Genomic DNA, 25,553 nt, shown 5'->3' on the forward strand with positions numbered 1-25,553 from the left:
ACGGTCTCCTTCCTGCGCACGCGCGCTCCTCGGCAGGAAGCGCGCGTGCGGACTGTCGCTACGTGATCAGAAGTCGAATTCGTCGATGTTCGACGCCTCGAAGGTGAACGGCGGGCCGAGGATGATCTCGCCCTTGGCGCCGATGGTGCGCTCGCCGAGCTTGCCGGCCTTGAGGGTCTCGCCCTCGGCGCCGGTGATCTGGCCGGAGGCCAGCGCGGCGGCGGCGAAGGAGGCCAGGTAGCCGAGGTCCTTCGGGTTCCACAGGGCGAACTTCTCGACGGTCTTGTCCTTGACGAACTGGCGCATCTGGTTCGGCGTGCCGAGGCCGGTCAGCACGACCTTGCCCTTGTACTTCGAGCCCGAGATGTAGCGGGCCGCGGCCGAGATGCCGACCGTGGTGGGCGAGATGATGCCCTTGAGGTCCGGGTAGGCCTGCAGCAGGCCCTGCGTCTCGGTGAAGGACTTCTGGTCGTCGTCGTCACCGTAGGCGACCTTGACCAGCTTCATGTCCTTGTACTCAGGCTTCCCGAGCTCGTCCTTCATGAACTCGATCCAGGTGTTCTGGTTCGTGGCGTTGGCCGTGGCCGACAGGATGGCGATCTCGCCCTTGCTGCCGATCATGTCCGCGAGCAGCTTGACCTGGCTGCGGCCGACCTCTTCGGAGCTGGCCTGGTTGATGAAGATGTCCCGGCACTCGGGGGCGGCGTCGGAGTCGTACGAGACGATCTTGATGCCCTTGGCGCGGGCCTCCTGGAGCGGGCCGCAGACCGCGTTGGCGTCGTTGGCGGCGATCAGGATGGCGTCGTGGCCCTGCTGGGTGAGGGTGTTGATGTAGGAGATCTGCGACGAGGCCGACGCGTCGGACGGGCCGACCTCCTTGGCCTCGCCCTTGAACTCCGCGGCCGCCTCGATGCCGGCCTTGTCGACGATGGTCTCGTACGGGTTGTTGATCTGCTTGGGGAGGAAGGCCAGCTTCAGGCCCTCTTTGATGGGGGCGTTGGGGTCGGCCTTGGCCACGGCGCTGGAGGCGGGAGCCGCCGGGGACGCCGAGCTGACCGTGTCCTTGGTGGTGCCACCGCCACAGGCTGCCACGCCGAGGGCGAGCAACGCTGTCAGGGTGACCATGCGGATCGATCTCATGGGGATCCTTTCAGAGCCGACTCAGGGCCGACCTGGTCGGTGCTGGTACGTCTCCGGCTGAGCGCCGGTTTCAGAGCGGTGATGAGGCGGGGGGTGAGCACCGAGATGATGAGCAGGAGACCGGTGACGATCGACTGGATCTCGGTCGAGACGTCGTTGAGCATGAGCAGGTTGCGCAGCAACCCGATGAGGAGCACCCCGGCGATGACGCCGCCGAGCGTGCCCTTGCCGCCGTCGAAGTCGACCCCGCCGAGCAGGACCGCGGCGATGACCGCGAGCTCGATGCCCATGCCGTTGTCGGCGCGGGCGGAGCCGTACCTGAGGGTGAAGACGACGCCGGCGAAGGCGGCGACCGTGCCGGACAGCACGAACAGCAGCAACTTGATCCGCTTGACCCGGATCCCGGCGAAGAACGCGGCCTGCTCCTGCGCGCCGATGGCGAACAGCGACCGGCCGAACCCGGTGGCGTGCAGGACGATCGCGACCACCACCGCGAGCAGCACGAACAGCGCGACGGGGTACGGGATGAACGTCCCCGGCACGTCGTCCACCGCCAGCGCGGTGAACTCCCGGGGGAACTGGGCCACGGCCTTGTCGCCCAGCACCACGTACGCGAGCCCCCGGTAGAGGGCCAGGGTGCCGATCGTGACGGCCAGCGAGGGCAGCCCGAGCTTGGTCACGAGCAGCCCGTTGACCAGCCCGCACAGCGCGCCGACGAGCACGACCAGCGGGATGATGGTCTCGATGGCCATGCCGCCGTCCCACAGCGCGCCGACCAGAGCGCTGGACAGGCCCAGCACGGAGGCGACCGACAGGTCCACCTCGGCCGCCACCACCAGCATGGTCATGGTCAGCGCGATGAGCGCGATCTCGCCCAGGTCGCCGAGCGCGAACGACAGGTTGCCGATGGTGGCGAAGCCCGGCGAGGTGAACGAGCCGCCGGCGAACACCGCGACCAGCAGCACGCCGACCATGACGTCCCAGCGCAGCACTTTAGCCATGGCGGCTTCTCCTTCTGAGCAGCCGGGCGACCCGCAGCGCGAGCACCCGGTCGACGCTGATCGCGAGCAGGAGCAGCGCCCCGGTGATGGCCTGCTGCCAGAACGGGTTGACCCGGAGCACGACCAGCGCGCTGCCGATGGTGGTGAGCAGGAGGGCGCCGAGCGCGGCGCCGTACACGCTGCCGACGCCGCCGGTGATCGCGACGCCGCCGACCACCACGGCGCTGATCACCAGCAGCTCCCAGCCGTTGGCGGAGTCGGCGATGACGGTGCCGAACCTGGCCAGCCAGAGCACCCCGGCCAGCCCGGCGAGGCAGCCGCTGACCAGGTAGGCGACCAGGATGCGGCGCCGGACGGGCACGCCCGCCAGGCCGGCCGCCTCGGGGCTGGAGCCGATCGCGTAGAACTCCCGGCCGCTCGGGTAGGAGCGCAGGTAGTAGCCGATCGCCAGCATCACGACGAGCGTGATGAGCGGCAGGTACGGGATGCCCAGCACGCTGCCGTTGCCCAGCGAGAGCAGCGCCGGCGGCAGATCCACCGCGTTGATCTGGCGGCCGTGCGCGATGAAGTGGCCGACGCCCTGGATCACGTAGAGCGTGCCGAGCGTCACGACCAGGGCGGGCACCCGGCAGAAGCTCACCAGCAGCCCGTTCAGCAGGCCGCAGACGGCGCCGATGGCCACCCCCAGCACGATGCCCGGCACCATGCCCCAGCCGCTGGCCAGCATGTCGCCGGTGACGAACGCGACCAGCCCCACCACGGAGCCGACCGACAGGTCGAGGTTGCGGGTGATGACCACCAGCGACTGGCCGACGGCCAGCAGCGCCAGGATGGCGGTGTTGAGCAGGATGTCCTCGATGCCCTGCCCGGACAGGAAGTTGCCGTTGACGCCGGCGGTGATGGCGACGAGCGCCGCCAGGGCGATGACCAGGCTCAGCTCTCTCGCCCGGAACACCAGGTCGACCAGGTTACGGGCGCTGCGGGCGCGCACGGCGGGCTCGGGCGGGGCGGCCGCGGTCGTCATGCGGCCCTCCCGGTCGCGGCGGACATGACGCTCTCCTCGGTCGCTTCGGCGCGCGAGATCTCGGCGGTCAGCCGGCCCTCGTGCATGACCAGCACCCGGTCGGCCATGCCGAGCACCTCCGGCAGATCGGAGGAGATCATCAGCACCGCGATGCCCTGACCGGCCAGCTCCGACAGCAGGCGGTGCACCTCGGCCTTGGTGCCGACGTCGATGCCCCGGGTGGGCTCGTCCACGATGAGCACGGACGGCTCGGTCGCCAGCCACTTGGCCAGCACGACCTTCTGCTGGTTGCCGCCCGACAGCACGCCGACGCCGTCGCTGAGCCGGCCGAACTTGAGCTGCAGCCGCAGCGCCCAGTCCCTGGCCCGGTCACGTTCCGCCGCCCTGGAGATGGTGACGCCCCGGCGCAGCGAGCGCAGCCCGGTCAGGCCGATGTTGCGCTCGATCGACAGCTCCATGACCAGGCCCTGCTGGCGCCGGTCCTCGGGCACCAGGGCCAGCCCGGCGCCCATCGCGGCGGTGGGGCTGCCCGCGGGCAGCGGCCGGCCGGCCACGGTGACCGAGCCGGCGTCCCACCGGTCGATGCCGAAGACGGCCCTGGCCACCTCACTCCGCCCGGCGCCGACCAGCCCGGCCAGCGCGACGATCTCGCCGCGCCGTACCTGGAAGGAGACGTCGGTGAAGTAACCCTCCCGGGTCAGCCGCTCGACCTGGAGCGCGACCTCACCCGCGGTGGTGTCCTGCTTGGGGTAGAGGGCGTCGAGGTCGCGGCCCACCATGCGGCGGATCAGGTCGTCGTGGGTGAGACCCTCGACGGGCTCGCTGGCGATCCAGGCGCCGTCCCGCAGCGTCGTCACCCGCTGGCAGAGCGAGAAGATCTCGTCCAGCCGGTGCGAGATGAACAGGATCGCGCAGCCCTGCTCGCGCAGCGCCTCCACCACCGAGAACAGCCGGGCGACCTCGTTGCCGGACAGCGCGGCCGTGGGCTCGTCCATGACCAGGACGCGGGCGTCCCGGGAGATGGCCTTGGCGATCTCGACGAGCTGCTGGTCGGCGATGGACAGGCCGCGCGCGGGCTGCTCGGGGTCGAGGGTGACGCCGAGCCGTTCGAACAACCGCCTGGCCTGCGCGTGCATCGCCTTGCGGTCGATGCGGCCCAGACTGGTGCGCGGCTGGCGGCCCATGAAGATGTTCTCCGCCACCGACAGATCGGGAAAAAGCGTGGGTTCCTGGTAGATGACCGCCACGCCGGCCTGCTGGGCGTCGGCGGGGCCGGCGAACGTGACGGGCTCGCCGCCCAGCAGCACCTGGCCGCTGTCCGGGCGGTGCACGCCGGCGAGGGTCTTGACGAGCGTGGACTTACCGGCGCCGTTCTCCCCCGCGAGTGCGTGGGCCTCGCCGGGGAACAGCTCGAGCGATACGTCGCGCAGCGCCCGCACGGCTCCGAACGACTTGCTGACGTTCGCGAGCGCGAGGGTGGGCGGACCACTCATACGTCCTCCGGGCAACAAACGTTTTAACAGAATGTTTCCCGGAATCTAGGTGTTCCGCCCTCGTGCGTCAATCCCCGCACGGACTCTCTGGCGCATCTGTGATTGTTACGTTTTAATCAGTGTCGTGCGATTCACAGCTGTTGATCTAGGGGCCTCCAACGGGCGGGTGATGAGTGCCGCCGTGACGGGCGGCCGGATCGAGCTCACCCAGGTGCACCGCTTCCCGAACCGGCCGGTGCGGGTGGCGGGGACGCTGCACTGGGACATCCTGGCCCTCTACCGCGGGGTGCTGGACGGGCTGCGCGCGGCGGGGCCGGCCGAGTCGGTCGGCATCGACTCCTGGGCGATCGACTACGGGCTGCTCGACGCGGCGGGCAGGTTGATCGGCAACCCGGTGCACTACCGCGACGCCCGGACGAACCGCTTCACCGCGCGGGTGGACCCCTACGAGGTGACCGGGCTGCAGTTCCTGCAGTTCAACACCGTCAACCAACTGCTCACCGAGCGGCTGGACCAGGCGGAGACGATGCTGCTGATCCCCGATCTCCTGGGCTACTGGCTCACGGGGGCGATCGGGGCCGAGCGGACGAACGTCTCCACCACCGGCCTGTACGACGTGACGCGGCGGGAGTGGGCCTGGGACCTCTTCGACAAGCTCAACCTCCCCCACCGGCTTTTCCCCGAAATATCGTCGGAAAGCACCCCGCTGCGGGCGGACGTGGCGGAGGAGATCGGCTACACCACGGCCGTCACCAAGGTCGCCTCCCACGACACCGCCTCCGCCGTGGTCGCGGTGCCCGCCGAGACCGGCCGCTTCGCCTACATCTCCTGCGGCACCTGGTCGCTGGTGGGCGTCGAACTGCCCGCCCCGGTGCTCACCGAGGAGAGCCGCCTGGCCAACTTCACCAACGAGGCCGGCATCGACGGCACCACCCGCTACCTGCGCAACGTCATGGGCCTGTGGATCCTGCAGGAGTGCCTGCGCGCCTGGGGGGAGCCGGATCTGGAGCCGCTGCTGGCGGAGGCGGAGACCGCCGGGACGGACACGGTCATCGACCCCGACGACCCGTCCTTCCTGCCGCCCGGCGACATGCCCGCCCGCATCGCGGCCTACTGCGCCCGCACCGGGCAGCGCGCTCCGCAGGGCCGTGCGCAGGTCGTACGATGCATCCTGCAGAGCCTCGCCCTCGCCTACCAACGGGCCGTCGCCGACGCCGTGCGACTCAGTGGCCGCCCGGTCGAGGTCGTGCACCTGGTGGGCGGCGGCTCCCTCAACACGCTGCTGTGCCGGCTCACGGCCGACGCCACCGGACTGCCGGTGGTCGCCGGTCCCGTGGAGGCGGCCGCGCTGGGCAACGCGCTGGTGCAGGCCAGGGCGCGCGGCCTCGTGGGCGACCTGGCCGAGATGCGGGATCTGGTACGGCGCAGCGCGGGCGTGCGCACCTACGAGCCACGGGGGCGTTGATGAGCATGGTGAGCATCAAGGATGTGGCGGCCAGGGCCGGGGTCTCGCCCGGCACGGTGTCCAACGTGCTCAACCGGCCCGAGAAGGTCGCGGGCAGCACTCGCGACCGGGTGGAGACGGTCATCAGGGAGCTCGGCTTCGTCAGGCACGGCTCGGCCTCCACGCTGCGCGCCGGGCACAGCCGCACGGTCGGCCTGTCGGTGATGGACATCGGCAACCCGTTCTTCACCGACGTCGCCGCCGGGGTGGAGGACCTGGCCAGCGAGCGCGGCTACGCGGTCATCCTCGGCAACTCCTCCGGCAGTCGCGTCAAGGAGGAGCGCAACCTGCTGGTCTTCGCCGAGCAGCGGGTACGCGGGGTGCTGATCACGCCGTCGGACGAGGACCAGACCCGGCTCGACATGCTGCGCGGGCGGGGCATCGCGGTGGTGCTGGTCGACCATCCGGCCGAGCGGGCCGACCAGTGCGCGGTGGCGGTCAACGACGTGACCGGCGGCACGATGGCCGTCGACCACCTGCTGGCGGGTGGGTTCGACAGCATCGCCTACATCACCGGGCCCTCCTCGCTCCGGCAGTGCCAGGACCGGCGGCGGGGCGCCGAGCGGGCCCTGGCCGCCGCCGGGCGCGACCCGCAGGAGCTGCGGGAGGTGTCCATGCCGGCGATGACCGCCGCGGCCGGCCAGCAGGCCGCCGAGAAGCTGCTCGCCCAGGACCGCCTGCCGGACGCGCTGTTCTGCGCCAACGACCTGCTCGCCGTGGGCATGCTGCGCGGGCTGCTGCAGGGGGGCGTGCGGGTGCCCGACGACGTCTCGCTGATCGGCTACGACGACATCGACTTCGCCTCGGCCACGACGGTGTCGCTGAGCTCGATCAGGCAGCCGACGTACCAGCTCGGGCGGGTGGCCACCGAGCTGCTGCTCGACGAGTGCGACAACCCGGACACGCACGCGCACCAGCAGATCATGTTCCAGCCTGATCTCGTGGTGCGGGAGTCCACGAGGTAGCTTGAGGACTACCGGATAAACGGGGTGGATCATGACAAACGGTGTGCGCCATGCTCTCGGACTCGTCGCCGGGCTGCTTCTGCCGCCGCTGATCGCCGTCGGGCTGATGTACGGCGTGGCCGAGCTCACCATGACCATGCAGCGCGTGTTCGGCCTCTCCTGGCTCGGGCTCGGCCTGCTGGTGCTCTCCGGGATCGCGCTGGCCTTCCTGGCCGGGTCCCGGCTGTCGCCGGTGGCGTCGCTGCTCGGCGGGCTGATGTTCCTCCTGGTGGGCAGCCTGCCGCTGCTGGAGCTGATGAGCCGGATGCGGATCCTGCCGCGGGGGTTCCTGCCGATCATGCTCGACAACGGCTACCGCAACCTGTCCTATCAAGGGATTTTGCTGGTCATCGGCGTCATGCTGCTGGTGGTGTCGGCGTTCCCGTCCCGCTGGCGCGCGGCGCGCCCCGCCTTCGACCCCTCCATCGGCCCCTACGGACCCTCCTATCCTCCCGCCCAGCACGGCTCCTCTCCCGCCCAGCACGCGCCTTCTTACCCTCCCGGCCCGTACGGGTCTCCCGGGTCGCCGGATCGCCCTGGTGGCGCGGACCCGTACGCGCGGGATCCGTACTCCTCGGACGTGCCGCGGCCGGACGCCACGCGGCCGATGCACCGCGAGTGAGCGGTGCGCGGGCTGGCAGAATGCCGCCATGCGCGACACAACGATCGTCGACTTCCTGTCCACGCTGGCCGACAGGGTGCCCGCGCCAGGCGGCGGCGCCACCGCAGCGTTGCACGCGGCGCAGGCCGCCGCGCTGCTCGGCATGGTGGCTCGCTACACCACCGGCGAGAAGTACGCCGAGCACGCCGAGACCGTCACCCGCGTGATCACCGAGACCGACGAGGACCGGGCGCGGGCGCTGGAGCTGGCGGAGCGGGACGCGGCGGCGTTCACCGCGGTCACCGACGCCTACCGGCTGCCCAAGGGCGAGGAGCGCTCATTGGCCATCGCGGCGGCTCTGGTGGGCGCCGCCGAGCCGCCCGCCGAGGTGGCCGAGATGGCCTCGCGCCTGGTCGGCCTCTGCGAGACCCTGCTGCCGATCGGCAACCCCAACCTCCGCACCGACATCGCGGCCGCCGCCGAAGCCGCCCGCGCCGCCATCGCCACGGCCAGGGTCAACGTCGAGGTGAACCTGGGCGGCATCCGCGACGACCAGACCCGCGACAGCCTGCGCGCCCGGCTCACGAACGCCGACGAGACCATGACCCGCGCCGACCGGGTGACCGCCCAGGTACGCGAAAGCCTGAAAGCATAGAAAGAGACGAGACCCTGACCAGGGCCGAGCCGGTGGCGCGTGAGCGTGCGAGGGGCTGAAAGTATGGGCGGGGCGGGCTGGTAGTGGGCGAGAGGACGGGTGTGTGAGGAAGCTGACGGGCAAGGAGCTGGCCGCGGCCATCAAGACGCAGACCACCGCGGAGGTGGCCGCCGGGCCGCAGCCGAGGCTGGCCGTCGTGGTGGCCACCGACGACGAGGCGAGCCTGTGGTACGTCCGGTCCATCGCCAAGGCGGCGGCCGGCCTGGGCATCGCCGCCGACCTCGTCGACCTGGGGCCCGGCGCGCGCGCCGAGCAGATTCGGGAGACCCTGGCCCGGCTCAGCGCCGACGCCGGCGTACACGGTGTGATGCTGCAGACCCCGCTGCCCGCCGGGATCTCGGCACAGGAGATGGCCGCCGCCATCGACCCGCGTAAGGACATCGACGGCGCCAACCCGCTCTCGCTCGGCCGTCTCGCGGCAGGCCTGCCCGCGTTCGTGCCGGCCACGGCGGCGGCGGTGATGGCCCTGCTCGACCACTACGGCGTGGAGTTGGCGGGCAGGCGGGCCGTGGTGGTGGGCCGCTCGACGGTGGTCGGCAAGCCGCTGGCCCACCTGCTGCTCGACCGGCACGCCACGGTCACCGTCAGCCACTCGCGCACCCGCGACCTGGCCGCCGTCACCGCCGCCGCCGAGGTGCTGGTGGTGGCCGTCGGCCGGACCGGGCTGATCGGCGCCGAGCACGTGGCGCCCGGCGCGGTCGTCATCGACGTGGGCACCAACCCGACCGGCGACGGCGGCCTGGCCGGTGACGTGGACTTCGACGCGGTCGCGGGCGTGGCGGGTGCACTCACTCCGGTGCCCGGCGGCGTCGGCCCGGTCACCACCGCCCTGCTCCTGCGCCACACCGCCCGCGCCGCCAACCTCCCCTGACCCACCCCGCCCCGCCATCACCTGCCTTGCCCTGACCTACCCGGACTTGCCCCGACCCCGACCTCCGCCTGACATGTCGCGACCTGCCCTGACCCGCCCTGATGACTCTTTGACGGAGGCCAACGATGCGTGACGTCCTTATCGTGCAGAACAGCCGGAGCGGCGGACCCGGCCGGTTCGGGGGCTGGCTGGAGGAGGCCGGGCTGCGGCTGGACGTGGTGCACGCCTATGACGGTGCTCCCGTGCCCGAGCGGCTGGAGCATGATGCCATGATCATGCTGGGCGGTGGTTACCTGCCCAGCGAGGACGACCGGGCCCCGTGGTTGGCGCCCACCAGGAGGCTGGTGGGGCAGGCGCTGGAGGGCGGGCTGCCGCTGTTCGGGATCTGCCTGGGCGGGCAGATGATCGCGGAGGTGGCCGGCGGCGAGGTGACCGGGGACGCGGGCGCGCCGGAGAACGGTAGCCTCCCGGTCACGATCAGGCCGGAGGCCGGCTCCGACCTGCTGTTCCGCGACCTGCCCGAGGTGGTGCCCGCCATCGAGCACCACGTCGACGCCATCACCGCGCTGCCGCCGGGAGCCGTCTGGCTGGCCGAGACCGAGCACTGCCCGTACCAGGCGTTCCGGGTGGGTGAGCAGGCGTGGGGGGTGCAGTTCCACCCCGAGGTGGTGCCGGAGCGGATCCGCGAGTGGCGGGCGGATGGGTTCGATCCCGACGAGGTGTACGCGACGGCGGTCGCTGACGAGCCGGTCTCGACACCGATCTGGCGCGAGGTGGCCCTGCGCTTCGCCAAACTCGTCTGAGGACCCCTGCTCAGACCGCCGTCCGCGTCGCCAAGCTCTCGAGCACGTACGCGCCGTACCCGAGTTTTCAGGCCGGGTACGCGCCGTACCCCGAGTTTCAGGCCGTGCACCGTACCCGAGCTCTCAAGCCGTGTACGCGTCGTACCCCAGTTTGATCGCGACCGCCAGGCCGCAGGCCGCGGCGAGGTAGCGCAGGCTCTGGCCGGGCAGCCGTCTGGCGATCTTCGGGCCGAACCAGCCGCCCAGCAGGAAGCCGGCGGCCAGAGGCACGGCGGCCCCCCAGTCGACCGGGCCGAACACCGCGAACCCGACCGCCGCCACCGCGTTCGCCATCCCGGACAGCACGTTCTTCAGCGCGTTGATCTTGGCGGGGCCACCGCCCAGCATGGAGGAGAGCACGGCCAGCATCAGGATGCCGCCTGCCGCCCCGAAGTAGCCGACGTAGACGGCCACCGCGAACAGCGCGAGCCGCATCAGCAGCCCGCGGTCGCCGTGCGGTTCACCTCTCGGCGGGCGCACCAGCAGCAGCGAGGCCCCGCCGATCAGCCAGGGGGCGATCTGCTCGAACGTCTCCGACGGCGTCACCAGGAGCAGACCGGCGCCGGTCGCGCCGCCCAGGGCGGTCAGCCAGCCCAGCCGGAACACGCGGGGCGCCTGCCCCTTGAGCTCCGGCCGGGAACCGAAGGCGGCGCCGAGGCCGGTGAAGAGCAGCGCGACGGTGTTGGTGACGTTCGCGGTGAGCGGCGGCAGTCCGAACGCCAGCAGCGCCGGGTAGGACACGATGGAGGCGAGGCTCACCACGGTGCTGACCACTCCGGCGGCCACCCCGACGCCGAGCAGGCCGAACACCTCACCAACGATCACGGAGACATGCTAGGCGTTGTCCGTTTTGTCCAGCCCACCGGGTGTCTCAGGCGTTCCGGAGCTCCGCGACCGCACGCAGCCCGAGCAGGTCGAGCAGGTCGAGCGCCCGCGGCCTACCGCAGGGCGTCGGTGATGTTCTGGGCGGTGGCGCGCCAGATGGGTGTGTCCGGGGTGATGACGGCGAAGTGATCCCCCACCATTTCCAGATATTTCACGTTGTCGCCAGCGTCGTGGGCTGCCTTCGCATATCTCCGCCCGAAGTCGAGCAGGTCCAGATCGTCCCCCGAGCCCTGCACGATCAGCTGGCGCACCCCCAGCGGCAGCCTGAGCATCGGACTGGCCGCGTCGTACACACTTCTGGCCGCCTCATGCCCGTCTCCCGCCCACCACCCCCGGCCGGGGAGCGTCGCGGCACGGGGCGCGCCACCCGCGATGTCCGGCATGTGCGTCGCCGCCGTCCCGAGCGCGGCGGCCACCGCTCCCGCGCTGAGCCAGCGCCGGTCACCCTCGACCAGATCCAGCACCCCCGCCAGCGACACGGCCAGCACCACGCGGGCCCCGTCCGCCGCCGCCCGCAACGCGAGCTGTCCACCGGCCGAGTGCCCCACCACCGCGACCCGGCCCAGGTCCAACGGCGCTCCCGCCGAAGCCAGCGCGTCCAGACCGGCGGCCACATCGGCCGTGGCCGCCTCCCAGCCGTGCAGGTCGGGCCGCCGGTACTCAAGGTTCCACACGGCGAAGCCACGTTCCACGAGATCGGCGCAGAGGGCGTCCATCAGGTCGGCCGCCCAGACGGACCGCCAGTAGCCCCCGTGCACCAACACCACGACCGGCACTCGCACCGCACCCACCGGCAGCGGCGCCACCGCCGCACCGGCTCCCTCCCCAGGAACCTCGCGAGCCTCCGCCGGGAGGTACAGATCCGCTCGCTGCTCGTGGTGCGGGCCGTAGGAGATGCGCTGGTACGGGTGGCGCAGCCGGTGTACGGCATGCCGGATGGCCCAGGCCAGGCCGCCGAGCCCGCGACCGTGCACGTGGGCGGCCCCCTCCCCCACCACGATGCCGTCGGCCCGCCAGATGTCGAGCCAGACGACCAGGCCGAGCGACTCCCCCATCAGCCGCCGGATGTCCTCCTCGGGCCCCGGAATGATCACCGTGGCGCGGGCCCGAGCACCGCGCCGCTCCAGCCCGCCGCCCTCCGCTGCGGGCGCACTCACGTGCAGCCCCTCGCCCGCCGTACCGGTGCGCGCGGGTTCGCTCTCCTGATCGGACGTACCGGCAGGCGCCGGCCCGCTCCCCTGGCCCGGCGGGCCGGCGAGCGCTGCCACCGGATCCGGCTCGGGGCTCGTGCCACGTCGCGTGCGCGTACGGGCTCGGACGTCCGCCGCGTCACGTACATGCGTGATCACACCCCGCACACCCAGAGCGGCGAATTCGCGCTCGGCGATCTCGCCGAGCAGTGCCTCGTCTGCGGCCAGCCCAGGGCCGACCAGCACCAGGACATCACTCATGGGTCCTGACACTACCCAGCATTTCCCTTTATGGCCCTTGTAATAGGACCTATAAGCGGCCAGCAGTAACAAGAAAGTAACGCGCCCAGCCTCAGAACGCCGCGCCCGCGCCACTCTGCGAGGCCCCGGAGCGGGTCGGCTGACGCACGCGGGAAAGACAAGACTGCAATCTTCCGGCAGCGGGCCCTAGATTCCTCGGCATACCACCACTGGGGAGGAAAAATGCCGGAACTCTGGGAGATGTCAGCCTCGGAGCTGGCAAGACTGATCCGGGAGCGCGAGGTGTCGAGCCGCGAGGTGGTCGAGGCGCATCTCCGGCGGATCGCCCAGGTCAATCCAGAGGCGAATGCGATCACGGTCGTTCTGGAGGAGACGGCGCTCCAGGCGGCGGACGCGGCCGACGAAGCCGTACGCTCCGGCGTGACGGCCGGTCCGCTTCTCGGCGTTCCCGTGACGGTCAAGGAGAACATCGACGTCGCGGGCTCGGCGACAACGCTGGGGATCGTGGCGCTACGCGACGCCGTCGCCGCGACGGACGCACCGCACGTCGCCGAACTGCGCGCGGCCGGCGCCATCCCGATCGGGCGGACGAACATGCCGGAGTTCGGCATGCGCTGGCACACCGACAACGACCTGCGCGGCCCTACCCGCAACCCGTGGTCGGCCGGCCACACGCCCGGCGGCTCCAGCGGGGGTGACGCCGTGGCCGTGGCCACCGGTATGGCGCCGCTGGGGCTGGGCAACGACGGGGCCGGTTCGCTGCGCTGGCCGGCCCAGTGCTGCGGCGTCACCGCGTTGAAGCCGTCGCTGGGCCGGGTCTCGCAGACAGGTGGGGATCAGCCGACGCCGTTCGCGTTCCAATTGCTGGGCGTGCATGGACCCATCGCGCGCCGGGTGAGCGATCTGCGCCTGGCCTTCGCGCACATGTGCGGACGCTCCGGCGGCGACCCCTGGTACGCGCCGGTGCCGCTCGAAGGTCCTCCGGCCGAACCGCCGGTCCGGGTACGTCTCGCCACTGACCCGGACGGGCCGGACCTGGACCCCGGCGTCGCGGCCGCCCTGCGCCGAGCGGCGGAACTGCTCGGTGAGGCGGGCTATGTCGTCGAGGAGGGCGCACCTCCGGCGCTGACCAGGGCCGGAGAGATCCACACGCAGATCATGTCCGCCTACGGCCGGGCACACGAGAAGCAGCCTCCGGTCGAGTCTCTGGCTTCTGACGGATTCGTACGCTTCTGGGCTGATTACCAGCCGCACTGGGCCCATGCCGGCGGTCGGCCGGCCTTTGACCCGATGCTGGAACGCGCCCAGATCGCGCGGGCCTGGACCGCGTGGATGAGTGAGACCCCGCTCGTGCTCGCGCCGATCAGCACCGGCCCGGCGTTCACCGTCGGCGCCGACTTCGACGCCGCATGGCTTGCCGGGTGGCCGGCGGCCATGCGCATGGCCGTGACCGTCAACCTTCTGGGCCTGCCGGCGGTGGCCGTACCGACCGGCGAGGCGGCCGGCCTGCCCCAGGGTGTGCAGATCATCGGCCCGCGCTTCCGGGAGGACCTGTGCTTGGACGCCGCCGAGGCGATCGAGGCGCGGAGCCGATCGCTGACCCCGATCGACCCGCGTTAGCTCCTGGCAACAGGTCGTCCCATAGGTTAGGCCGGTGCATGTGAACCAGCTTCACCCCTGGCCGACCGGTGTTTCGGAGGCCGAGTCCGTCCAGGATCGACTCCGCCTTCACGTCGAGTTGACCGGCCCCACCGACTTCACCACGGTGGCGGGCCTGGACGTGCACTACCACGGCGACGACGCACTGTCCGCCGCCGTGGTCGTGCTCGACGCCGGGACCCTCGCCGTGGTGGATCAGGTGGTGGTGCACGGCAAGGCGGCGTTCCCGTACGTGCCGGGCCTGTTCGCCTTCCGCGAGCTGCCCGCCCTGGTGGAGGCGCTCGAACGCCTCACGGTCACGCCCGACCTGCTGGTCTGCGACGGCTACGGCCTCGCGCATCCCCGCAGGTTCGGCCTGGCCTGCCACCTGGGCGTCCTGACCGGCCTGCCGTCGCTCGGCGTCGCCAAGACCCCCTTCGTCGGCACGCACACCACCCCCGACCGCGAACGCGGATCATGGACCCCGATCGTCCTTGACGACACCACGGTCGGCCGCACAGTACGCACCCAAAAGGCCATCAAGCCCGTGTACGTCTCCCAAGGCCACCGCATCACCCTGGACACGGCCACGGCCCAGGTCCTCCGCCTGGCCCCCCGCTTCCGCCTCCCCGACCCCATCCGCGCCGCCGACCACCTCGCCCGCCACGGCACCTGACCAACCCCCGCGCTCCTGTCAACGGATGCCACAGGTTGGAATTCTGAGGGATTCACCATCCTGCGTGAGATCGCGGCGAGCGAACCCGTATGCCACTTCAGCAGTTCCCCTCGACGGGGCCGGGAGCGCCCTTTATCGTCACATTGATCCCAGGGATAGCCGTCTCGAAGATCCGAAAGATCCAGGATGATGGCGACGCAGGAACAGATCAACGCCGCTCGACGCACCATCGAGCGATTACGCGACCAGCACGCGAACGACGTGCGCAAGCTCATCGGCCTGCTCGAAAACGGCGCGATGAAGGGAACGGCCGCGGACAAACTCATCGAGGACTGCAAAGGCTGGCAGGCGGCCTACAACAACGTCTTCAACCGAGCGCTCGCACTGGTCGACTCCACAACCGTCAGCACTGAGTCCGGCGCTTCGACCCCGGACCCACTCGCACGATCGCAGTCGCCTTTCCCAGGGGTGCCCTACTGATGAGCGCCCCGAATCGCATCGGCATCGATCCCACGCTGATGACCCAGCTCATCGGCGAGATCAAGCGCCTGCAACCCGCCTGGTCCGAAGTAGACGCCCAGATAAACAACGCGTTGAAGACGATCGGCGCGGGCATGTCCGGGCCCGGCCTGCTGAGGGACATCGGCTTTCAGATCACCGAGCGAGCCCCCGGCCTACAGCGCCGCCTGGACCTCATCATCGCCACCCAGAAGATCGGCCTCGACAAGGGTACGGTCTGGGCTGATGAGTCCCTGTGGGTGTCGAACTCGCCGGCGGGCGGCGCGGCCGTCGCCACGTCTCTGGCCGACCAGCTTCGACAGATATGGAGGCAGCGCGACTTCAGCGACAAGGCCGTCACCGGCAAGGTGCTCGACCTGCTGGAGAAGCACCAGCAGGATCCGTACTTCGCGGTGGCTTTCGCCAAGGAGATGCGCCCCAAGGAGCTCAAAGCACTCGTAGCCGACCTCTACCGCACCCTGCCCGGCAATCCTCTCGACCGCCGCGGATGGAAGGATCCGGCCACCACCGAGGTAGACCGGCTGGTGAAGGCGCTGAGCGTGACTCTGGGAACAGCCTCGCGAGGTGTGGGCGACATGAAACTGCCCAAGAGCTACACCGATGAGCTGATCACCAATCAGGACGAGGCGCTGACCAGCTTCGCGGTCAACCGGTTACTCAGACACGGCTCCTTCGACGACGCCTTCCTCCGCGACCTGGTGAACAAGATCTACGACAACATGCAAAGGCCACGCGGCGACAGACAGCTGCTGATCGGGTTCGGCCCGGGGGTCGCAGCCGCTCTGGCCAACAACCCCAGAGTCGCCCAGGACTTCTTCACCGACCCAGCACGTAAGCCCCTCGCCTTGCTGATGCACAAGACGCAATGGAGTGGCGGCAACCACGAGCTCGGCCGCGCGATCGAGGCCGCGACCACGACCTACCGCGACAACGGCCAGCCACCAGGCAGCTCACGCGGATACAAGTCGGCCCTGATCGCCTCCTGGGCCGTCCATTTCTGGTCGGACCAACAAGTACAGCGGGCCATTCCCGATACCCGGCAAAGCGCTGCCCGCGTCTTCGCCGCCTACATCAGCGATGTGAACCGGATCTCTCCTCGGGCCCCCGATTATCTGGGCGTCAATCCGCTACCAGATGCGGATTCGATACTTCCAGGGAAGCAGGCCTACGGAGCCGTGTTCGGCCACGAGGAGTCGAAACGCGCAATGACATGGGCATTCAAGGACCCCGAAGCCCTCAAGACCGTCGTTGCCGCCCACGGTGAATACAGCCTGATGGCCATGGATGCTCGAGGCGCACAGATCGCACAAGCCAATAGGGACGCCTTCAACGTCTGGCACAAAAGCCACCCTAATGCCGACAAGGCGGAGGTGGAGGCTCAGCAACAAAAGATCTTACGAGACAACATGGCAGGTCAGACCGCCGAAGACTTCAAATCCACGGTATACAATCTAAGCAAATCACTCCACTTTATCGTCGATGCCGGGAACCAGTCCGACGTCAATACAGCAGACGCACGGGACAAAACCAATGAAATCATGAAAGATGTGGCGATAAGCACTGGCAAGCTCATGCTCACGCCTGCCGGAGATTGGGTTGCGGCAGGATATGAATTCTTGGATGAAAACCTTGGAGACCAGATCAAGTTCGAAGAGGGCACAAAAGCGCGAGAGAAGGCGGAGACAGCACTCGACACGAGCGAGAACCTCTTCAAAGACATGACCGCGGACGCCATGATGCGAAACGGTCTCTTCGGAGAAGATACGGCGTCAGCGACTACACACCCACACGCATCAGAAAATTATGCCAAGGGATCAGAGCGGGACTTCCTCAGAGACGGCGAGATACTTCCCCGCAGCGCCATGAAAACACCTCAGCAAATTGCCTACGAGCACTGGTTGGAGCATGGGCCTGCCTCCGGCCTGTTCAAGGACGTCAGCGATGCCGTGCGAGACGGATTCGATCCGCGCCAACCCTCCTATCCTAAGGCGGACGAATGAGGGCACGTCCATGGACACTCCTCCTGATCGTCGCGATTGCTTCGGCAACGGCCTGCTCGCCTTCTCCCCCGCCAGAGGACCGGAGCCCCTTGGGCGCTGTTACCGCATCACCCGGCGAATGCGGGATACTCTCCCAGCAGGCCATCACCCGAGTAACGGGCCTGACCGAATTTTCCACCAGTGGGACAAAATCCCCAACTCGTTTCAAGTATTGCGTCGTGTCGAAGCCGGCAGACACAAAAGAGCCGGTGAGGCTGGAGATTGAACTGCACCCCGACCTGGCCTTTTCACTGGATGGTCTTGAGCGCCGAAAAGTCGCTGACAAAGGCGCCGCTTTGCCTGCCGGAGCAGGTCCGGGCTACAGCGCGATCATCAGAGGTGAGGGCGGGCAGCCACGGGGGGCCTTCGCGTCCGCGTGGACGTCACACGGCACCAAATTGCTCTCCATCACGCTCTATCAAGGCGCACCGGGCCGCGATCACCAGGCGGACGTCATCGAGTTCGCCCGACAACTCCGCCCCCTCCTTCTGCCTTCTGAGTCTTGACACATAGATCTGGGTCAACATCGATCTACGGCACGGCTGCGGCAGCGTTCGTGTACGGCGATCAACAGAGTCCAACAACACTTGTTGTACAACGACTCTTGTACGTGTACGTTGCTCAGCATGTCCGATGACAACCACTCGATCACTGACTCGCGGGTCCTGGCCGCCATGGCACACCCCGTGCGCCGTCGCCTGCTCGACCTGCTGAAACTCGACGGCCCCGGCACGGCCAGCACCCTTGCGGAGCACACCGGGGAGGCGGTCGGCAATGTCAGCCATCACCTGCGTGCGCTGGCCGCCGCCGGTCTGATCGAAGAGGCGCCGGAGCTGGCCCGTGACCGGCGTGAGCGTTGGTGGCGGCGTACCTCACCCACGCTCTGCTGGTCCTCCACCGACTTCGCGGACGATGCCGCAGGCGAGGCGGTCGCGCATGCGGTGGAATCGCTCAACCTGGAACGGCAGACGGGCCACGTGCGCCGGTGGGCCGACCAGCCCCAGGCCGAGCAGGAACGCTGGCCGCTCGGGCCGTTCTCCGCCGAAGTCTGGCTCCGGGTGACCGACGACGAGCTGGCCGAGTACGCGGCCGAGCTCAAGAGCGTGATGAACAAGTGGGCGGAGCGTGAAGTGCCCGACGACGGCCGCGACCGCAGCACCGTGTTCACCTTCGCTCGCGGCGTGCCGGGACGGCCATGACGATCACCGGGGCGACTCGTTTCGGGCTGCTGCGCCAGCGCGACTTCCGGCTGTTGTGGATCGGGGAGAGCGCCAGCAGTCTGGGCAGCTCCGTCACCAGCGTCGCCTTACCCCTGGTCGCGGTGACCGTGCTGGACGCGTCGGCGTTCGCGGTCAGCGCGCTGGCGGCGGCGACCTGGCTGCCCTGGCTGCTCATCGGCCTGCCCGCCGGCGCGTGGGTGGACCGCCTCTCTCGCCGCCGCGTCATGCTGGTCGCCGACTGGACGTCGGCGGCGGCCTTCCTCAGCGTCCCGATCGCCGCCGTTCTCGGCCGGCTGACCATCGGCCAGTTGGTCGTGGTCGCGCTGGTCGCGGGAACGGCCAAGGTCTTCTTCGCCACCGCCTACCGCGCGTACCTGCCCTTTCTGGTGAGCGGGCCGGACCTGCTGGAAGCCAACGCCAAGCTTCAGGGCAGCGAGCAGGTGGCGAATCTGGCCGGGCCGGGCCTCGCCGGGCTGCTCGCCCAACTCCTCTCGGCGGTCGGCGGCCTGATCGTCGACGCCGCCAGCTTCGTCGTCTCGGCCATCTGCCTGACCCGCATCCGACGCCGCGAGCCCATCCTCGCCAGAACCCCCCGGCGCCTGCGCGCCGACATCCGCGACGGCTTGCTGCTGGTCGCCCGGGATCCCTTACTGCGCAGCAACACCTTGTACGGCTGCGCGGCGAACCTGTGCCTGACCGGCTACCAGTCGTTGATCGTGATTCTCCTGATCGGCGAGATCGGGATGAGCGCGGGCGAGACGGGCGCGCTGATCGCGGCCACCAGCCTGGGCGGCCTCGTCGGCGCCATGGTCGCGCGGCCGATGGCGGCACGCTTCGGCAGCGCCCGGGCCGTGCTGCTGGGCAAGGCCGTGCTGGCGCCCGTCGGCCTGCTCATCCCGCTGGCGGATCGCGGCATCGGCCTGGCGCTGTTCGTCCTGGGCAGTGTCGTGATCGTCGCGGGCATCGTGGCGGGGAACGTGGTCTTCTCCGGTTTCATGCAGACCTACGTCCCCGGCGAGGTGATGGGCCGGGTGACATCGAGCGTGCAACTGGTCAACTTCGGCGCGATCCCGCTCGGCGCCCTCCTGGCCGGCACGCTGGCCAGCGCGTTCACCGCTCGTGCGGCGCTGTGGGTCATGCTGCTCGGTTTCGCCCTGAGCGGCCTGATCCTGCTGGCCAGTCCCCTGCGCCGCCTCCGCGATCTCCCGGCCGGCCGGCTTCCCGTCTCCTCGGCCAGCGCACTGTGAGGCGTGCGGCCTACGGGTAGGCGCTCAGGGCGATGTACTTCTCCTCCAGGAACTCGAGGATGCCCTCCGAGCCGCCCTCCCGGCCGAGCCCGCTCTGCTTCACCCCGCCGAACGGCGCCGCCGGATCGCTGACGACCCCCCGGTTGACCGCGACCATGCCCGCCTCCAGCCGCCGGGCGACGGCCATGGCCTCGCGTTCCTCGCCGAACACGTACGCCATCAGGCCGTAGATGGTGTCGTTCGCCATCCGTACCGCCTCGTCGACGTCGTCGTAGACCACGACGGTCACGACGGGGCCGAAGATCTCGGTCGAGGTGATGCTCGACCCGTGCCGTACACCTGTCAGCAGGGTGACGTCGTAGAAGGCGCCCTTCTCGGCGGAGGTGCCGCCGTGGACGAGGGTCGCGCCCTCGGCGACGGCGGTGTCCACGAGTGCTGCGACCTTGTCGCGTTCGGTGGTCGAGACGAGCGCGCCGACCTGCTGGGAGCGGTCGAGGCCGGGGCCGACGGACAGGGCGGCCAGTTCGGCGGTCATCCGCTCGACGAACTCGTCGTGCCGTGAGCTGTGCACGTAGACGCGGTTGGCGGCGGTGCAGGCCGCGCCGCCGTTGCGCATCTTCGCCAGCAGCGTCCCCTCGACGGTGACGTCCATGTCGGCGCCGGGGAGCACGATGAGCGGCGCGTTCCCGCCGAGCTCCATCGAGGCGCTCACCACGCTGTCGGCGCAGGCGTGCAGCAGGTCGCGGCCGACCTCGGTGGAGCCGGTGAAGGAGAGCTTCCGCACCTCCGGCCTGTTGATCATTTTGGCCACGAGGGGGCCCGTCGGCACCGGCGTCACCAGGTTCACGACGCCGCTGGGGACGCCGACGCGCCGCAGCACCTCGACGATGTACGCCGCCGTCAGCGGGGTCTCCCTGGCCGGTTTGAGAATGGTCGTGCAGCCGGCGGCCAGCGCGGGAGCGAGCTTCCTGGTGGCCATGGCTGCGGGGAAGTTCCACGGGGTGATCAGCAGGGAGACGCCGATCGGCTGCCGGTCGACGACGATGCGCTTGTCCCCGGCCGGTGAGAGACGGTAGTCGCCGGGGATGCGCACGGCCTCCTCGGCGAACCAGCGGAAGAACTCCTTGGCGTAGTTCGCCTCCCCGATCGCGTCGGACCAGGACTTCCCGTTCTCGCGCACGATGATCTCGGCGAACTGCTCGACCTCGGCGGTGAGCACGTCGTAGGCGGAGCGGAGCAACTCGCTCCGCTCCCTCGGCGCGGTGGCCGCCCAGCTCTGCTGCGCGTTCGCGGCCGCGTCGACGGCGGCCATGCAGTCGTCCTCGGTGGCGGCGGCGAACCGGGCGATCACGGTCAGGTCGGCGGGGTCGATCACGTCGAAGCGCTCGCCGCCGCCGGGGCGCCACTCGCCGTCGATGAAGAGGTCCGCGAGGTAGGTCATGAGTCGCTCCGTCCGGTGAGATGTCCGGTGTAGGCGTGTTCGAGGATGTCGAGCAGGAGGGCGGGTGGCGCCGGGATCGGCGCGATCGCGACCAGTCGCGTGGAGCGCGAGGCCAGCTCGGCCAGGCGCGGGAGTTGCGGCCGGGTGATCCCGATCTCCTGAAGGGACGCCGGCACGCCGATCACGCGGTTGAGCGCCGCGATCGAGGAGATGGCGTCCCGGGCCCTGCCGTCCGCGGTGGCCGCCGTGGATCCGAGGGCGCCGCCGACCGCGGCGATCCGCTCGACGACCCCGGCGTCGCCGAGACAGGCCTGCAGCACGTACGGGAGCAGCAGGCCGGTGCCGAGCCCGTGCGGCGTCTTGGTGGCCGCGCCGATCGGGTACTGCAGGGCATGCGAGAGGTGCGTGCCGGTGGCGCCGAACGCGATGCCGGCGAGCAGGCTGCCGTAGGCGACCTCCTCTCTCGCCCGGCGATCGCCGGGATCGCCGACCGCCGCCGCCAGCGAGGCGCCGAGATGCTCCGCCGCGCGCAGCGCCATGCTCTCGGTGAACGCGTTCCGGCCGGTGAAGACGGGAAGGGCGGTGTCCCAGGACGGTTCGAGCTGAGCCGCGGTGTACGACTCGACCGCGTGCACGAGGGCGTCGATGCCCGCGTACGCGCTCACGCTCCGGGGAGCGCCGAGGGTGAACTCGGGATCGACGATCGCGGCCGTGGGGATCAGGTACGGGCTGGAGATCCCCACCTTCATCTCGTGCTCCGGGTCGGACACCACGGCGACCGGGGTCACCTCCGACCCGGTTCCGGCGGTGGTGGGGACGGCGACCAGGGGCAGCGAAGGGCCCGGGACCTGGTTCTCCCCGTAGTAGCGGCTCAGCGGCCCGCCGTGGGTGGCGAGCAGGCCGACCAGCTTCGCGGCGTCCAGCGCGCTGCCGCCGCCGATGGCGAGGATGACGTCGGGCGCGTACTCCCGCGCGAACGCCGCCGCGGCGTCCAGCGACGCGGTGGGGAGTTCCGGGCTGATGTCACTGTGCACGGCGACGTCGAAGCCGTCGGTCTCGAGCTTCGTGATCGTCTCCCGGAAGATCGGAGTCTCGATCAGGAACGGGTCGACGATCGCAAGCACACAGCGGCCGCTGGGACGCAGCACCTCGCTCAGTTGCGCGCGTGCCCCGTAGCCGAAGTGGACGCGCGCCGGGAGCCGGAGTGTCCCGGCCGTGACGTACTTCATGGTTCTCCTGCCCTGGTGATGGCGATGTCCCGACGACTGCGGCGTACGTCGTCTACTTCTTCCTGAAGGTCTTCTCCCTGAAGGTCCGCTACTTGAACGCGAGCGCGTTCGGCGGCGAGCCCACCCCGCCGACGAGGTTCAGCGGCTTGCACGTCAGGAAGAACTCGTAGATCCCGTCGGCGGCGCAGTCGGCGGCGAGGTCGTCGAGCTTCCAGAGCTCGCCCATCGCCATGCCGAGGAGCGCGATGAGGGGCCGGTGCAGCATCCCGCTGTGGTCCACGCCGCGCTCCGGGGGGCGGTCGCCGGCGTCCCGGAAGTCGGACTCGATCACGGGGTCGGCTTCGACCGCCGGGTTGTCGCCCGCGACGAGCGCGATCTCGTGGTCCCAGAGCCAGCGCAGGATGGACTCCCGCTGGGCCAGCCCCGGGGACTTGTTACGCCGGTTGAACTCGACGCGTTCCTCGACCGACTTCGCGACGTAGTTCTCCGCCCAGCCGGTGCGCAGCAGCAGCATGTCGCCGCCCTGCCAGGTGACGCCCTGCGAGCGCGCGACGGCGTCGAGCGTCACGTCGTCGAGCGCGATCGTCTGCTCGCAGTCGTACGGCCGGCCCTCAAGGGCGAAGAAGCGCGGGATGTCGAGCAGGACGCCGCGGCCGGCGATCCCCGACTCGGCCCAGTTGTGGATGCCGAGCGCCGTCGAGTCCTCGTTGTTGGCGTCGGCCGCGAGCCCGCCGTAGAAGCCGTGCTGCGGATGCCCGATGTGGCGCAGCGAGTCGAGTTGTGAGGTGGACTGCAGGTAGAACGAGTCGAGCCAGTCGTCGCGATGGAACTCGTTGTTGGCGAAGACGTGGTGCTCGGTCCGGTGCCTGGTCCCGGTCGGGTACGGCTCGAAGGCGTTGATCGCGTAGTCGAGGTTGAACCGGTGGCCGGTGCGGATCAGGCGGGCCGCCGCCGCCACGCGCTCGGGGGTCAGGAGGTTGACGGTCCCCAGTTGATCTCCGGGTCCGAAGACCTCCCAGCTCGAACCGGCGATTTCGGCCTTGGCCAACTCGTCATAGGTCGGCAACGCGTTTCCTCTCTTGGGCACCGCCCAGTTCGTCACTGAGGGTGGTGGCGATGTCGAGAAGCTTGGTGAGGGCCGGCGACCCGGGCGAGAGGTCGGCCATCTGGTCGGCTCCGAGCAGCCCGATGGTGGCGCAGATTCCGTGCTCGTCGTAGACGGGCGCGGCTGCGGCGAAGAGGCCGTCAGGGTGACTCGTGATGCTGTAGCCGTTGCGCCGGGCCATGTAGACCCCCGCCTCCAGCTCGGCCCGCCTGGCGTCCGAGACGCCCTCCGTGGCCAGTTTGAACGCCTGCTCGTCCTTGCAGGCCAGGAAGACGCGCAGCTGCGACGAGTTCAGGTCGAGTTGCGTGCCGGCGTGGACCGTAACGACGAGGGTGCGGCTGACGTCCTCGTTGACGAGCGCCACGACGGGTCCGCGTGCGCCCCAGACGCCGAGCACCGTCGTCATGCGGACGGCGGTGGTCAGCTCCGCCAGGTACGGCGGCGCGATCTCGACGACGCGCCGCCGTCCCAGGGCGTGTATCCCCAGCTGAACCATCAGGCCGCCCAGGACGAAGGTGCCGCGGCGGTGCCCGCGCTCGAGGATGCCCGCCGTGACGAGCGAGGCGCAGTACCGGTACGCCGTCGTCCGGTTCAGTCCCAGCCGGTCGGCCACATCGGCTGCCGTCAGTTCGGTCGTGCGTGGACCGAAGAGTGAGCAGATCTGACCGACCCGCTGGACCGCCTGGATATCGGAGCCGGAACCGTCGCCGCTCACTTCAATGTTCGCCATGACTGAACTCTAGTTCACATGGAGAACTTGGTGGGCGGACAACGCAAGCCTGTGAGTCAATTCTCAACCCACTAGCCAGTTGGTGAGCTTAGTCGTGACCGCGTCCCAGTTCTGGGCGTACCAGTCGACGTCCTGGACCACGGTCTCCCCGGTGTTCACCGGCCCGTAGACCTCCACGAGCTTGCCGTTGTCGGTCAGGTTCGGCTTGGCCTTGAGGTTGACCGGCACGGTCCCGAGCATCTCGGTGATCTTGGCGACCGGCTCGGGCTGCACCAGTGACTGCAGGAAGTCCTGTGCGGTCTCCTTGTTCTTCGTGCCGAGCGGCACGGCGAGCGCGTTGACCGACACCACCGTCGTGTCCCATACGATCTTGATGTTCTTCTTCTCGTTCAGCAGCGCGATCAGGCGCGAGTCGGACAGGAGGAACATGTCAACCTGGCCGGAGCTGGCCGCCTGCTGCAGCGCGCCCACGTTCGGCGCGAAGATGGTGTCCTTGCGGACGGTGTCCCACTTCTTCAGGGCGCGGTCGACGTCGAGCGGGTAGAGCTTGTCGGGCGCGACGCCGTCGGCGAGGAGCGGGTACTCCAGGATGCCGTTCTGCAGGTTGGTGATGACGCCCCGCTTGCCCGGGAACTTCGCCGTGTCGAAGAAGTCCTCGATCGTCTGGGGCGCCTTCGCCGGGTCCGGGTACTTGTCGGCGTTGTAGGCGAAGGGACTCGCGTTGCCGAAGTTGCCGACGTAGCACTCGCCGATCGCCTTGGCGACGAAGTCATCGGCCTTCAGGTCAGGGAAGCTGAGCTTCTCGAACAGGGTGCCGCAGTGCTGCGTCGCCGCGGCGGGCGCCACCGAGACGACGTCCCACTGGACGACGCCGGAGGTCACCTGCGCCTTCACCTGGGCGATGTCGGCCGGCGACGAGTTGACGAAGGTCACGTCGGGGTGCGCGGCGGCGTAGGGCTCCTGGAACGCCTTGATCTGCGCGTCCTGGCCGGAGCCGCCGTAGGAGACGTAGGTGAGCCGTACCGCCCCGCCGGCCGCGTCCGAGCCCGCGTCGCCACCGGCTCCGCAGGCGGCGAGCAGCAGCGCCGCCGCGGTGAGTCCGGCGCCCGCCAGGACCGTTCTTGATCGAGCCATCTGTCTTACCTCTCATGGGATGCTGCCGAGTCGGTCAGCCATTG

The 25,553-nt window shown here is 69.7% G+C and carries 24 protein-coding genes; 13 read left to right on the forward strand and 11 right to left on the reverse strand.

Features of this window, described 5'->3' with window-relative positions; genetic code table 11:
• Window positions 1-66: 66 nt before the first annotated feature.
• Genes rhaS through OHA68_RS40225 form a run of 4 tightly spaced genes read right to left on the reverse strand, consistent with a single transcriptional unit; the run spans window position 67 to window position 4,658 of the window.
• Entirely contained in the window at window positions 67-1,140 is a 1,074-nt protein-coding gene (gene rhaS / locus OHA68_RS40210) for a rhamnose ABC transporter substrate-binding protein (RefSeq protein ID WP_327104909.1), read from the reverse strand.
• Window positions 1,137-2,141, reverse strand: a complete 1,005-nt coding sequence (locus OHA68_RS40215; RefSeq protein WP_189143560.1) for an ABC transporter permease — start codon at window positions 2,139-2,141, stop codon at window positions 1,137-1,139. Before OHA68_RS40215 ends, rhaS begins: the two co-directional genes overlap by 4 nt.
• The gene (locus OHA68_RS40220) at window positions 2,134-3,165 is read right to left on the reverse strand and encodes an ABC transporter permease (RefSeq protein ID WP_327104910.1); all 1,032 of its coding nucleotides are present in this window, start codon (window positions 3,163-3,165) and stop codon (window positions 2,134-2,136) included. The genes OHA68_RS40215 and OHA68_RS40220 overlap by 8 nt, the downstream gene beginning before the upstream one ends.
• A complete protein-coding gene (locus OHA68_RS40225) occupies window positions 3,162-4,658 on the reverse strand; it encodes a sugar ABC transporter ATP-binding protein (protein WP_189143558.1) in 1,497 nt (498 codons plus the stop codon). Before OHA68_RS40225 ends, OHA68_RS40220 begins: the two co-directional genes overlap by 4 nt.
• A 169-nt stretch (window positions 4,659-4,827) precedes the next feature.
• On the opposite strand from OHA68_RS40225, the gene OHA68_RS40230 reads away from it, so the two are divergent.
• The 6 genes from OHA68_RS40230 to OHA68_RS40255 all read left to right on the forward strand — a co-directional run bounded on the left by OHA68_RS40230 (window position 4,828) and on the right by OHA68_RS40255 (window position 10,156).
• Complete coding sequence (locus tag OHA68_RS40230; RefSeq protein ID WP_327104911.1) at window positions 4,828-6,123, forward strand: rhamnulokinase; 1,296 nt, start codon at window positions 4,828-4,830, stop codon at window positions 6,121-6,123.
• On the forward strand, window positions 6,123-7,127 hold the full coding sequence (locus tag OHA68_RS40235; RefSeq protein ID WP_189143556.1) for a LacI family DNA-binding transcriptional regulator: 1,005 nt from the start codon (window positions 6,123-6,125) through the stop codon (window positions 7,125-7,127). The genes OHA68_RS40230 and OHA68_RS40235 overlap by 1 nt, the downstream gene beginning before the upstream one ends.
• Window positions 7,128-7,158: 31 nt before the next feature.
• Window positions 7,159-7,788 (forward strand): hypothetical protein, encoded by a 630-nt coding sequence (locus tag OHA68_RS40240; RefSeq protein ID WP_327104912.1) that lies wholly within the window; start codon window positions 7,159-7,161, stop codon window positions 7,786-7,788.
• A 28-nt stretch (window positions 7,789-7,816) separates the two neighbouring features.
• On the forward strand, window positions 7,817-8,422 hold the full coding sequence (locus OHA68_RS40245) for a cyclodeaminase/cyclohydrolase family protein (protein ID WP_327104913.1): 606 nt from the start codon (window positions 7,817-7,819) through the stop codon (window positions 8,420-8,422).
• A 103-nt stretch (window positions 8,423-8,525) separates the two neighbouring features.
• On the forward strand, window positions 8,526-9,353 hold the full coding sequence (locus OHA68_RS40250; RefSeq protein ID WP_327104914.1) for a bifunctional 5,10-methylenetetrahydrofolate dehydrogenase/5,10-methenyltetrahydrofolate cyclohydrolase: 828 nt from the start codon (window positions 8,526-8,528) through the stop codon (window positions 9,351-9,353).
• Between the two features lie 125 nt (window positions 9,354-9,478).
• A complete protein-coding gene (locus OHA68_RS40255; RefSeq protein WP_327104915.1) occupies window positions 9,479-10,156 on the forward strand; it encodes a type 1 glutamine amidotransferase in 678 nt (225 codons plus the stop codon).
• A gap of 123 nt (window positions 10,157-10,279) precedes the next feature.
• On the opposite strand, the gene OHA68_RS40260 is transcribed toward OHA68_RS40255, so the two are convergent.
• The gene (locus OHA68_RS40260; RefSeq protein WP_327104916.1) at window positions 10,280-11,020 is read right to left on the reverse strand and encodes a sulfite exporter TauE/SafE family protein; all 741 of its coding nucleotides are present in this window, start codon (window positions 11,018-11,020) and stop codon (window positions 10,280-10,282) included.
• A gap of 113 nt (window positions 11,021-11,133) precedes the next feature.
• Window positions 11,134-12,531 carry an alpha/beta hydrolase gene (locus OHA68_RS40265; RefSeq protein ID WP_327104917.1) on the reverse strand — a complete coding sequence of 466 codons (1,398 nt, stop codon included), beginning with the start codon at window positions 12,529-12,531 and terminating at the stop codon, window positions 11,134-11,136.
• Between the two features lie 222 nt (window positions 12,532-12,753).
• Between OHA68_RS40265 and OHA68_RS40270 the strand changes: the two genes are divergently transcribed.
• The 7 genes from OHA68_RS40270 (at window position 12,754) to OHA68_RS40300 (ending at window position 19,870) form a co-directional block, all read left to right on the forward strand.
• Window positions 12,754-14,151 (forward strand): amidase, encoded by a 1,398-nt coding sequence (locus tag OHA68_RS40270; RefSeq protein WP_327104918.1) that lies wholly within the window; start codon window positions 12,754-12,756, stop codon window positions 14,149-14,151.
• A 34-nt stretch (window positions 14,152-14,185) separates the two neighbouring features.
• Window positions 14,186-14,845, forward strand: coding sequence for an endonuclease V (locus tag OHA68_RS40275; protein ID WP_407674393.1), 660 nt, complete (start codon window positions 14,186-14,188; stop codon window positions 14,843-14,845).
• A gap of 186 nt (window positions 14,846-15,031) precedes the next feature.
• The gene (locus OHA68_RS40280; protein WP_327104920.1) at window positions 15,032-15,325 is read left to right on the forward strand and encodes a hypothetical protein; all 294 of its coding nucleotides are present in this window, start codon (window positions 15,032-15,034) and stop codon (window positions 15,323-15,325) included.
• Entirely contained in the window at window positions 15,325-17,364 is a 2,040-nt protein-coding gene (locus OHA68_RS40285) for a hypothetical protein (RefSeq protein ID WP_327104921.1), read from the forward strand. The genes OHA68_RS40280 and OHA68_RS40285 overlap by 1 nt, the downstream gene beginning before the upstream one ends.
• Before the next feature lie 89 nt (window positions 17,365-17,453).
• Window positions 17,454-17,909, forward strand: a complete 456-nt coding sequence (locus OHA68_RS40290; protein WP_327104922.1) for a hypothetical protein — start codon at window positions 17,454-17,456, stop codon at window positions 17,907-17,909.
• 120 nt (window positions 17,910-18,029) lie between these two features.
• Window positions 18,030-18,602: an ArsR/SmtB family transcription factor gene (locus tag OHA68_RS40295; protein ID WP_327104923.1), complete on the forward strand. Its 573-nt coding sequence runs from the start codon at window positions 18,030-18,032 to the stop codon at window positions 18,600-18,602.
• Complete coding sequence (locus tag OHA68_RS40300; RefSeq protein ID WP_327104924.1) at window positions 18,599-19,870, forward strand: MFS transporter; 1,272 nt, start codon at window positions 18,599-18,601, stop codon at window positions 19,868-19,870. The genes OHA68_RS40295 and OHA68_RS40300 overlap by 4 nt, the downstream gene beginning before the upstream one ends.
• 10 nt (window positions 19,871-19,880) lie before the next feature.
• Here the strand turns inward: OHA68_RS40300 and OHA68_RS40305 are convergent, their stop codons facing one another.
• The 5 genes from OHA68_RS40305 to OHA68_RS40325 form a co-directional block, all read right to left on the reverse strand.
• Window positions 19,881-21,311 (reverse strand): NAD-dependent succinate-semialdehyde dehydrogenase, encoded by a 1,431-nt coding sequence (locus tag OHA68_RS40305; protein ID WP_327104925.1) that lies wholly within the window; start codon window positions 21,309-21,311, stop codon window positions 19,881-19,883.
• Entirely contained in the window at window positions 21,308-22,540 is a 1,233-nt protein-coding gene (locus tag OHA68_RS40310; RefSeq protein WP_327104926.1) for an iron-containing alcohol dehydrogenase, read from the reverse strand. The genes OHA68_RS40305 and OHA68_RS40310 overlap by 4 nt, the downstream gene beginning before the upstream one ends.
• Before the next feature lie 88 nt (window positions 22,541-22,628).
• Entirely contained in the window at window positions 22,629-23,606 is a 978-nt protein-coding gene (locus tag OHA68_RS40315) for a cyclase family protein (protein ID WP_327104927.1), read from the reverse strand.
• Window positions 23,593-24,375: an IclR family transcriptional regulator gene (locus tag OHA68_RS40320; RefSeq protein ID WP_189143542.1), complete on the reverse strand. Its 783-nt coding sequence runs from the start codon at window positions 24,373-24,375 to the stop codon at window positions 23,593-23,595. The genes OHA68_RS40315 and OHA68_RS40320 overlap by 14 nt, the downstream gene beginning before the upstream one ends.
• A gap of 63 nt (window positions 24,376-24,438) precedes the next feature.
• Window positions 24,439-25,509 carry an extracellular solute-binding protein gene (locus OHA68_RS40325; RefSeq protein ID WP_327104928.1) on the reverse strand — a complete coding sequence of 357 codons (1,071 nt, stop codon included), beginning with the start codon at window positions 25,507-25,509 and terminating at the stop codon, window positions 24,439-24,441.
• Window positions 25,510-25,553 lie beyond the last annotated feature (44 nt).

The organism is Nonomuraea glycinis (assembly GCF_035920485.1).
Lineage (GTDB): Bacteria > Actinomycetota > Actinomycetes > Streptosporangiales > Streptosporangiaceae > Nonomuraea > Nonomuraea glycinis.